9 protein-coding genes are annotated in these 9,550 nt (G+C 63.4%); 7 read left to right on the forward strand and 2 right to left on the reverse strand.

Annotated elements, in window-relative coordinates; translation table 11 throughout:
* A partial coding sequence (locus EN893_RS08035) for a class II aldolase/adducin family protein (RefSeq protein WP_206640093.1) occupies positions 1-643 on the reverse strand: 643 nt, incomplete at its 3' end.
* A 185-nt stretch (positions 644-828) separates the two neighbouring features.
* Between EN893_RS08035 and EN893_RS08040 the strand changes: the two genes are divergently transcribed.
* The 7 genes from EN893_RS08040 to EN893_RS08070 all read left to right on the forward strand — a co-directional run bounded on the left by EN893_RS08040 (position 829) and on the right by EN893_RS08070 (position 7,968).
* The gene (locus EN893_RS08040) at positions 829-1,638 is read left to right on the forward strand and encodes a DeoR/GlpR family DNA-binding transcription regulator (RefSeq protein WP_023813909.1); all 810 of its coding nucleotides are present in this window, start codon (positions 829-831) and stop codon (positions 1,636-1,638) included.
* A 55-nt stretch (positions 1,639-1,693) separates the two neighbouring features.
* Positions 1,694-2,689 carry a rhamnose ABC transporter substrate-binding protein gene (gene rhaS, locus EN893_RS08045; RefSeq protein WP_013533599.1) on the forward strand — a complete coding sequence of 332 codons (996 nt, stop codon included), beginning with the start codon at positions 1,694-1,696 and terminating at the stop codon, positions 2,687-2,689.
* An 84-nt stretch (positions 2,690-2,773) separates the two neighbouring features.
* On the forward strand, positions 2,774-4,315 hold the full coding sequence (locus EN893_RS08050) for a sugar ABC transporter ATP-binding protein (RefSeq protein WP_127269353.1): 1,542 nt from the start codon (positions 2,774-2,776) through the stop codon (positions 4,313-4,315).
* Positions 4,312-5,286, forward strand: coding sequence for an ABC transporter permease (locus tag EN893_RS08055; RefSeq protein ID WP_127269352.1), 975 nt, complete (start codon positions 4,312-4,314; stop codon positions 5,284-5,286). The genes EN893_RS08050 and EN893_RS08055 overlap by 4 nt, the downstream gene beginning before the upstream one ends.
* Positions 5,283-6,278 carry an ABC transporter permease gene (locus tag EN893_RS08060; RefSeq protein ID WP_127269351.1) on the forward strand — a complete coding sequence of 332 codons (996 nt, stop codon included), beginning with the start codon at positions 5,283-5,285 and terminating at the stop codon, positions 6,276-6,278. Before EN893_RS08055 ends, EN893_RS08060 begins: the two co-directional genes overlap by 4 nt.
* Positions 6,278-6,595: an L-rhamnose mutarotase gene (gene rhaM, locus EN893_RS08065; RefSeq protein ID WP_127269350.1), complete on the forward strand. Its 318-nt coding sequence runs from the start codon at positions 6,278-6,280 to the stop codon at positions 6,593-6,595. Before EN893_RS08060 ends, rhaM begins: the two co-directional genes overlap by 1 nt.
* A complete protein-coding gene (locus EN893_RS08070) occupies positions 6,592-7,968 on the forward strand; it encodes an FGGY-family carbohydrate kinase (protein WP_127271724.1) in 1,377 nt (458 codons plus the stop codon). Before rhaM ends, EN893_RS08070 begins: the two co-directional genes overlap by 4 nt.
* Here the strand turns inward: EN893_RS08070 and EN893_RS08075 are convergent.
* A partial coding sequence (locus EN893_RS08075) for an alanine racemase (protein WP_128361478.1) occupies positions 7,969-9,550 on the reverse strand: 1,582 nt, incomplete at its 5' end.

The following is a 9,550-nucleotide window of genomic DNA, read 5'->3' on the forward strand; positions in this document are numbered from 1 at the left end:
AGCATTCCCTGGGGGTGTCGCCCCAGGTGAACAGGCCGTGGCTTTCCAGGATGACACCCTTGGCATCGGGGTGTTCGAGGCAGAATTTCTCCAGCCACAGGCCAAGCTCGAACCCGGGACGCTTCCACGGCAACCAGCCGATGGCGTCGCCGAAGATTTCTTTGGTCAGCGCCTTCGAATCCTTCGCGGCGGCAATGGCGATGATGGCATCGGGATGCATGTGGTCGACAAAAGGCTTCGGCACGTAGGCGTGCAACGGCGTGTCGATAGAGGCCGCGCGTGGATTGAGGTTGAAGGTGCAGTGCGGCAGGAAGCCGACCATTTCATCTTCGTGCTCGACGCCGCGATAGAGACCTTTGAGCGCGCGCAGCTTGTCCATGTAGAGCGTAGCAAAGCCGTCCAGCTTGATCGAGGCGCTGTCGCCGCCCGATCCCTTGACCCACAGCACTTCGACATCCTCGCCGGTGAGCGGGTCTCTCTCCCAGATCTTCGACGACGTGTTGCCGCCGCCATAGTTGGTGACGCGCTTGTCGGAACCAAGTGTGTTCGAGCGGTAGACCAGAAGTTCCGGCCCGCTCATAGCGTGAGCCTTGGCCTCGTCCCACAGATTGGCGAGGCGCGCGCCGGTGCGCTTGTCGAGCATAAGAAATCCTCCCGAAGGCACGCAAAAGGCGCGGCCATTTGGCCCCGAATTTCCACGGAAGCAGCCGGCTTGTCAATCACAAACGATCAATATCGATCATATTGCACTGCACAATGAAATTATATGATCGGAAATGATTGACACTGCGCGTTTTGGGTGCCTAGATGCTCAGGCAGGGAGGAACCATGCACGAAAAAGAGCGCCACAGGATCATTCTGTCCGCTGTCCAGGAAAAGCCTGTGGTGACGGTGCAGGAGATGGTCGACCTGACGGAGTCGTCCGAGGCGACGATCCGGCGCGATATCGCGGCCCTCCACGTCCAGAAGCGGCTGCGCCGTGTGCGCGGCGGCGCCGAGGCAATCTCGCCGCCGCAGTTCATCGGGCTGGCCGGCCGGCCCTTTTCCGTCAACGAAACGATCAACGCCTCGCAGAAGCGGGCGATTGCACGCGAAGCCGTGGAACTGTGCAAGGACGGCGAACCGATCATCATCAATGGCGGCACCACCACCTTTCAGATGGTGCATTTCCTGACCGGCCGCCGCATGCCGATCTTCACCAATTCGTTCCCGATCGCCGAGCACCTGCTCAAGCACTCCAAGAACACGGTGATGCTGTCGGGCGGCACCATTTATCGCGAGCAGAACATCATCCTGTCGCCCTTCGACAATGACGTGACGCGCAATTTCTATGCGCGCCGCATGTTCATGGGCGCGCAGGGTCTGGGGCCGCTCGGCCTGATGGAGGGCGATCCGCTTTTGATCCAGGCGGAGCAGAAACTGATCGACCAAGCCGACGAGTTGGTGGTGCTGGTCGATTCCTCGAAATTCCGCAAACGCTCCAGCCTGATCCTGTGCGGCCTGTCGCGCATCGCCACCGTCATCACCGATGACGGCATCGAGGATCGCGAAGCCAAGATGCTGGAGACCGCGGGGGTGACGCTGATCGTCGCCCGCACATCCGCGACCAACAAGGAAGAATCTTCACTGCAGGCCTGAGGCCAACTCGCGCTCGCAGCGACGATGGAATGCAACGCTCAAGGGAGGAAATTCGATGAGCTTCTTGAAGAAATTGATGGTGACGGCTGCATTCTCAGCCGCCATGTTCGTGAATGCCGCCTATGCCGAAAACGTCAAGATCGCACTGGTGGTGAAATCGCTCGGCAACGGCTTCTTCGATGCCGCCAACAAGGGCGCCGAAGAGGCGGCCAAGGAACTCGGCGATGTCGACATCATCTACACCGGCCCGACCAAGGCGACCGCCGAAGCGCAGATCGAAGTGGTCAATTCGCTGATCGCGCAGAAGGTCAACGCCATCGCCATTTCGGCCAATGACGCCGACGCCTTGGTGCCGGTGCTGAAGAAGGCCATGGAACGCGGCATCACCGTCATCTCGTGGGATTCGGGCGTCGCCAAGGAAGGCCGCCAGCTTCACCTCAACCCGTCCGATACCGGCCTGATCGGTGAGACCATCATCAAGCTTGCCGCCGACCACCTGCCGGAAGGCGGCGAGGTCGCCATCCTGTCGGCCTCCTCGACCGCCACCAACCAGAACGCCTGGATCGACGCGGCCAAGAAAATCCTGCCGGAGAAGTTCCCCAAGATCAAACTCGTCGCCACCGTCTATGGCGATGACGATTCGGCCAAGAGCACCGACGAAGCCAAGGGCCTGTTGAAGTCCTATCCGAACCTCAAGGCGATCATCGCGCCGACCACCGTCGGCGTCGTCGCCGCCGCCCAGGTCGTCACCGACGAGAACCTGATCGGCAAGGTCAATGTCACCGGCCTCGCGCTGCCGTCCGAGTTCAAGAAGTTCATCGACAACGGTTCCAGTCAGGCGGTTGCCCTGTGGAACCCGATCGACCTCGGCTACTCGGCCGTCTACCTCGCCCATGATCTGGCGGTGAAGAAGGAAGAGGCGAAGCCCGGCGCCACGCTGTCGATCGGCCGCGTCGGCAAGGTCACGCTCGACGACACCAACTCGGCTGCGATGGCTCCGCCCTTCCAGTTCGACAAGTCGAACATCGAAAAGTTCTCCAAGATCTATTGATCTGGAGTCCTCTCGAGCTGACGCGGCGGGGCTCACGTCCCGCCGCGACTTTAAACGAACCTTGTTTCAGGGCTTGATACGATTATGGACACGACAGCCCAACACGGCGCGGTGAAGGAGCGGCCTCCGGCCTCGGCTCCACGCCTGACGCTGTCCGGCATCTCCAAGAGCTTTCCCGGCGTGCGCGCGCTGCACAATGTCAGCCTGTCGCTCTACCCCGGGCAGGTGACGGCGCTGATCGGCGAAAACGGCGCCGGCAAGTCGACGCTGGTCAAGATCATGACCGGCATCTACCAGCCCGACGGGGGTACGATCAGCATCGACGGCCAGGCCGTCACCCTGCCGAGCGCGCATGCCGCCTTCGGGCACGGCGTCACCGCCATCCACCAGGAAACCGTGCTGTTCGACGATTTGTCGGTCGCAGAAAACATCTTTCTCGGCCATGCGCCGCGCACGCGATTGCGCACCATCGACTGGCGCACGATGCGCAAGAACGCGCGCGAAGTGCTTGACACCATGCATGCCGGCCACATCGACGCCGATGCGCGCCTGAAGGACCTCGGCATCGCCAACAAGCATCTGGTCGCCGTTGCGCGCGCCATGTCGATCGACGCGCAGATCGTCATCATGGACGAGCCGACCGCCGCACTTTCGATGAAGGAGATCGAGGAGCTCTTTTTGCTGATCGAGTTCCTCAAGAGCGACGGCAAGGCAATCCTGTTCATCAGCCACAAGTTCGACGAGATCTACCGTATCGCCGACCGCTACACGGTGTTCCGCGATGGCGAGATGGTCGGCGAAGGCCTGATCAAGGATGCCGGCCAGAGCCAGATCGTGCGCCTGATGGTCGGCCGCGCGGTCGATCACATCTTCCCGCAGCGCAAGGCCGAGATAGGCGCGCCGGTGCTCTCCGTTTCCGGCCTGTCGCATCCGACCGAATTCAACGACATCGGCTTCGAACTGCACAAGGGCGAGATCCTCGGCTTCTACGGCCTGGTCGGCGCCGGCCGCAGCGAGGTGATGCAGGCGATATCGGGCATCACCCGCACATCAGCCGGCACGATCACGCTGGAAGGCAAGACGCTCGCGCCGAAATCGGCGGCGGATTCGATCGATGCCGGGATCGTCTACGTGCCCGAAGAACGCGGCAAGCAAGGCGTGGTGATCGGCCTGCCGATCTTCCAGAACGTCTCGCTGCCTTCACTCAAGCGCACATCGAAGTCCGGCCTGCTGCGGCTGTCGGAGGAGTTCGATCTGGCCCGCTCCTACACCGAGCGGCTCGACCTCAGGGCCTCCTCGCTCAGCCAGGACGTCGGCACGCTGTCGGGCGGCAACCAGCAGAAGATCGTCATCGCCAAATGGCTGGCGACGTCGCCCAAGGTGATCATCCTGGACGAGCCGACCAAGGGCATCGACATCGGCTCGAAGGCCGCCGTGCACGGCTTCATGGCCGAGTTGGTGGCGCAAGGCCTGTCGGTGATCATGGTGTCCTCCGAGCTGCCCGAAATCCTCGGCATGTCCGACCGCGTCGTGGTCATGCGCGAGGGGCTCGTCGCGGCGGTCTACGACAACAAGGGGTTGGACGCCGAGACGCTGGTTCGGACGGCAGCGGGGATCGCGGCATGAAGGCTTTCCTGAAATACCGTGAAATCTGGCTGTTGGCGGCCATCGTCGTGCTGATCGGGCTGATTTCGACGCGCTTCCCGGCCTTTGCCGACCCCGGCAATCTGCGTCAGGTGTTCAACGACACCTCGATCCTGATGATCCTGGCGCTCGGCCAGATGGTGGTCATCCTGACCCGGTCGATCGATCTGTCGATGGCGTCCAATCTCTGCTTCACCGGCATGGTGGTGGCGATGCTGAACGCAGCACATCCGGCGATCCCGATCCCGCTGCTGATCGTCATTGCGCTGGCCGTCGGTCTGGTGCTCGGCGCCATCAACGGCCTGCTGGTCTGGCGGCTGAACATTCCCTCGATCGTGGTGACATTGGGCACGCTGACCATCTATCGTGGCGCGACCTTCGTCCTGTCCGGTGGCGCCTGGGTCAATGCCGACAAAATGAGCCCGGACTTCATCGGCTTTCAGCGCGCCGCCTTCCTCGGCATTCCGGTGCTGTCGTGGATCGCCATCCTGGTCATTGCGCTGTTCTTCGTCCTGATGACGCGCACCGCGCTCGGCCGCTCGATCTATGCCATCGGCGTAAACCCGACGGCTTCCGTCTATGCCGGCATCGATGTCGGCCGCACCAAGTTCATCGTCTTCTGCATCTCCGGCATGATCGGCGGCCTGTCAGGCTATCTCTGGATCTCGCGCTATGTGATCGCGTCGGTCGAGGTCGCCAATGGCTATGAGCTCAACATCATCGCCGCCTGCGTCATCGGCGGCATCTCGATCGCCGGCGGCATCGGCTCGGTCGGCGGCGCGGTGCTCGGCGCACTGTTCCTGGGCATCATCTCCAACGCGCTGCCGGTCATCAACATCTCGCCCTTCTGGCAGATGGCGATTTCTGGCAGCGCCATCATCCTGGCCGTCGTGCTCAACGCGCGCGGCGAACGCCAGCAAGGCCGCATCATCCTCAGAAAGGTGGAGGCGTGACCGACATCCCTGCTCCGCGCCACATTCCCGACCGGCTCGACAAGCCGCTTCGTTCGGCGATCTTTTCCTGGGAAGCGCTGCTGGTCGTGGTGGCCGTCGCCATCTTCGCCATCAACAGCTTCGCCTCGCCCTATTTCCTCGACCCGTATTCGCTGTCCGATCTGACCTTCAATTTCACCGAGAAAGGCCTGATCGCCTTCGCCATGGCGCTGCTGATCATCTCGGGCGAGATCGATCTGTCGGTGGCCGCCATCATTGCGCTGGCGTCGACGATGATGGGCATGGCGGTGCAGGCCGGCGCCGGCATGCCGGTGCTGGTAGCGATCGGCATCGTCGTCGGGCTCGGCTGCGGCGCCTTCAACGGTCTGCTGGTGACAAGGCTCGGTCTGCCCTCGATCGTCGTCACCATCGGCACGATGAGCCTGTTTCGCGGCATCGCCTTCATCATCCTCGGCGACCAGGCCTACAAGGGTTATCCCGCAAGCTTCGCCTTCTTCGGCCAGGGCTATGTCTGGTGGGTGGTGTCGTTCGAACTGGTGCTCTTCCTGATCGCGGCCGTCGTCTACTGGTTCCTGCTGCACCGTACGAGTTTTGGCCGACGCGTCTTCGCCATCGGCAACAATCCGATAGCTGCGCAGTTTTCCGGCGTGCGCGTCGGCCGCACCAAGTTCCTCCTGTTTTGCCTGACCGGGCTGATGTCGGGCATCGCCTCGGTGCTGATCACCTCGCGGCTCGGTTCGACGCGGCCATCGATCGCGCAGGGCTACGAGCTGGAAGTCATCACCATGGTGGTGCTCGGCGGCGTCAGTATCCTCGGTGGCGCCGGCAGCATTGTTGGGGTCGTGCTCGCGGCCTTCATCATGGGGCTGGTGACCTTCGGGCTTGGCCTGCTCAACGTGCCCGGCATCGTCATGTCGATCTTCATTGGCCTGCTGCTGATTATCGTCATTGCCCTGCCGATCGTCTGGCGGCGACTCCGCGGAGGGCGTTGATGGCCGAGAAATATGCATTCAAGATGAAGCTGAAGCCCGGCATGAAGGCCGAGTACAAGCAGCGTCACGATGAGATCTGGCCGTCGCTGGTGTCACTGCTGAAGCAGGCCGGCGTCTCCGATTATTCCATCCATCTCGACGAGGAGACCAATATCCTGTTCGGTGTTCTGTGGCGGCGTGACGACCACGGCATGGACGAATTGCCCGGATATCCGGTGATGCAGCGCTGGTGGGCTGAAATGGCCGACATCATGGAAACCAGGCAGGACAACGAGCCGGTGGCCGTGCCGTTGGAAACCGTGTTCCACATGGCATGAGTGCGATGCGCCACATCGCCGTTATCGACATCGGCAAGACCAACGCCAAGGTGGCGCTGGTCGACCTCGCTACGTTGAGCGAGGTGGCGCTGCGCCGCATGTCCAATGCGCCGGTGCGACAGGCGCCTTACCCGCACCACGATGTCGAGGCCCTGTGGGCATTCATCCTCGAAAGCCTTGCCGGTCTCAATCGCGAACAGCGCATCGACGCCATTTCGATCAGCACCCATGGCGCGACCGGCGTGCTGGTCGACGCGGCGGGTGAACTGGTGCTACCGGTGCTCGACTATGAGTTCGACGGCCCCGACGGGCTGGCCGAGGGTTATGACGCGATCCGCCCGCCCTTCTCCGAGACCGGCACGCCGCGCCTGCCGCTCGGCCTCAATCTTGGTGCTCAATTCTTCTGGCAGCAGAAGAGCTTCCCGGCGGAATTCGCCAGGGCCGCCGCGATGCTGATGTACCCACAATACTGGGCGTTGCGCCTGACCGGCATCGCCGCCAACGAGGTCACCTCGCTCGGCTGCCACACCGACCTGTGGAACCCGTGGACGGCGGATTTCTCATCGTTGGTCGACAGGCTGGAATGGCGCGGGCTGATGGCGCCGGTGCGGCCGGCCAGCGACCGCCTCGGCCCGATCCTGCCCATCGTTGCGATGCGAACCGGACTCGATCCGCAAACGCCGGTGTTCTGCGGCCTGCATGATTCCAACGCCTCGCTTCTGCCGCATCTTCTCTCCGACAAACCGCCTTTCTCCGTCGTCTCGACCGGCACCTGGGTGGTGTCGATGGCGGTCGGCGGCAAACAGATTGCGCTGGATGCCGCGCGCGACACGCTGGTCAATGTCAACGCAATCGGCGATCCCGTTCCCTCGGCGCGCTTCATGGGCGGCCGCGAGTTTTCCGGGCTGACAAAGGATCAGCCGGAGCAGTGGACCGAGAATGATGTCGGCGCCGTGCTGGCGCGAAAAATGCTGCTGCTGCCGTCGACCCAGCAAGGCTCGGGGCCATTCCCGCACCATGCCGCGGCATGGGTCAACGCCGACGGCCTGAACAGCGGCCAGCGCTTTGCCGCCATCTCGTTCTACCTGGCATTGATGACGGCAACCTGCCTCGAACTGATCGGCGCGGACGGCCCGACCACGGTCGAAGGCCCCTTTGCCCGCAACCGGCTCTTTGTCGGCATGCTGGCGGCAGCCACGGCGCGCGCCGTGGTTGGGTCCGAGGCCGCCACCGGCACCAGCATCGGCGCGGCGCTGCTGGCATCCGATCAGCCGGCGACGCACGGCAAGGGCGAAAGAATAGAACCGCCTGTAGACCCGGCCTGGGTCGACTATGTCAGCGCATGGCGCTCGGCAGTGGACGTGCAGGGCTGATCAGAGAATCCGTTTGCCGAAAGCCGACATGACGAAGTTGACCGCGTCGGTGCCGATCCGCGGCTCCAGATCCGCCGTCAGGCCCGAGACATCCATCGACAGCAAGCCACCGGAGAGCGCGATCGCCTCCATCGCCTGGTGCGTTTCGCGCACGGTCAGCCCGCCGGAGCCCGCAGCCCAGCCGGCGAATTCGGTTGCGGTCGGCGAATAGCTGACATGAAAGCCTTGCGTGCCTGAGGTGGCGATGCGGATCGCTTCGTGCATCAGGTCGCGCATGCCCATGGCGTCGATGTCGGTCATGGTGAAGGCCGACACGCGCGAATCCTTCAGCACCCGCGCCTCGGCCGGATCGGCGTGGCGCAGGCCGACGATGACGACATTTTCCGGCGACAGCTGCGGCTGCAGCGCGCCGGCCTTGTGATCGAGCCCGAGCGATCGCGCCAGGACCGAACATTCCGGCAGGTCGATGCCCTCCTCGTCCTCTGGCATCAGGGCGGCGATGGAATCGATCCAGATCAGGCCGAAAGAATGCGTCGCGCGAGCCGTCGCGGTCAGCGCCTTGTGGGCGATGCGACGATCGACGCCGGCAATCAGCCGGACCAGCCCCGATGGCGGCCGCTCGACATCGGCGAGTTCCACCACGTCGAAGTTCATCGCTTCCAGCCGGGCGCCGGTGCTTTCCCGGGCCAGGATGCCGGCAGCTCCCTGCCCGGCCGTGATCTGCACCATCTTGCGGCCGGAAAAATCCTCGACGTCGTGCATCGGGGCCTTCTCGACATATTCCGAGGTCATCGCCAAAAGCATGGCGCCATAGCTCATGCGGAAGGCGACGCGGTCGCCGACGGAGGGCCTCGGGTCGGCATCGGCGACATCCAAAAGCAGATGATCGCTGGAGGCGCCGAGCACCCTTATCCCCCTGGCGATCGGCGTCAGTCCCTCGACCAGCACATCCTCACGGCCGATATTGGCGATGGCGCGCAGCCTGTCGCCTTCGTCGGGGAAGACCGGCTGATTGCCGAAGGCGTCGTAGCCCGATTGGCCGATCGGTCGTGACGGCTTGAGCTTGACCTCGATGATGTCGCTTGTCAGCCGGCAGGCATCGGGTTCGAGCTCCGCCCACGGCGTGTCGCGGAAGGTCTCGACACCACCCTGCAGGATCGCCTCGCCGACGCGCAGATTGTTGATGCCGGCCGGCAGTCTGCCTTCGAGCAGCAGCGGCAGCGACGACGAGGCGCCGCCGGAGATCACGTCGAGGCTTCTGCCGGACAGGCGCTCGGTCTTGTAGGCATGGGCGACGAGTTGGCCGAGATTTTCCGGCGTCGGCATGATGGCGCCGAAACAGCCGAGATTGGTGCCGATGCCGGCAATGCGAACGCCCTTGAACTGCAGTATCTGCTCGACGGTCGGGATCAGGTCGTTCGGCCAGATGCCTTCTCGCAGATCGCCGAGATCGATCATCAGCATGATGTCGTGGATGCGGCCCATGCGCTCGGCGATGCGCGATATTTCGCGGCTGGCGGCGAGTTCCGACTGCAGGCTGATGTCGACGGTGCGCACCACCTCCTCGACCCGCGCCATCGGC

The sequence above is a fragment of the Mesorhizobium sp. M7A.F.Ca.CA.004.04.2.1 genome (genome assembly GCF_004022825.1).
Taxonomy (GTDB): Bacteria; Pseudomonadota; Alphaproteobacteria; order Rhizobiales; family Rhizobiaceae; genus Mesorhizobium.

Coding starts and splice junctions, on each gene's coding strand:
- EN893_RS08040 (WP_023813909.1), top strand. CDS start 829: ATGCACGAAAAAGAGCGCCACAGGATCATTCTGTCCGCTGTCCAGGAA.
- rhaS (WP_013533599.1), top strand. CDS start 1,694: ATGAGCTTCTTGAAGAAATTGATGGTGACGGCTGCATTCTCAGCCGCC.
- EN893_RS08050 (WP_127269353.1), top strand. CDS start 2,774: ATGGACACGACAGCCCAACACGGCGCGGTGAAGGAGCGGCCTCCGGCC.
- EN893_RS08055 (WP_127269352.1), top strand. CDS start 4,312: ATGAAGGCTTTCCTGAAATACCGTGAAATCTGGCTGTTGGCGGCCATC.
- rhaM (WP_127269350.1), top strand. CDS start 6,278: ATGGCCGAGAAATATGCATTCAAGATGAAGCTGAAGCCCGGCATGAAG.
- EN893_RS08070 (WP_127271724.1), top strand. CDS start 6,592: ATGAGTGCGATGCGCCACATCGCCGTTATCGACATCGGCAAGACCAAC.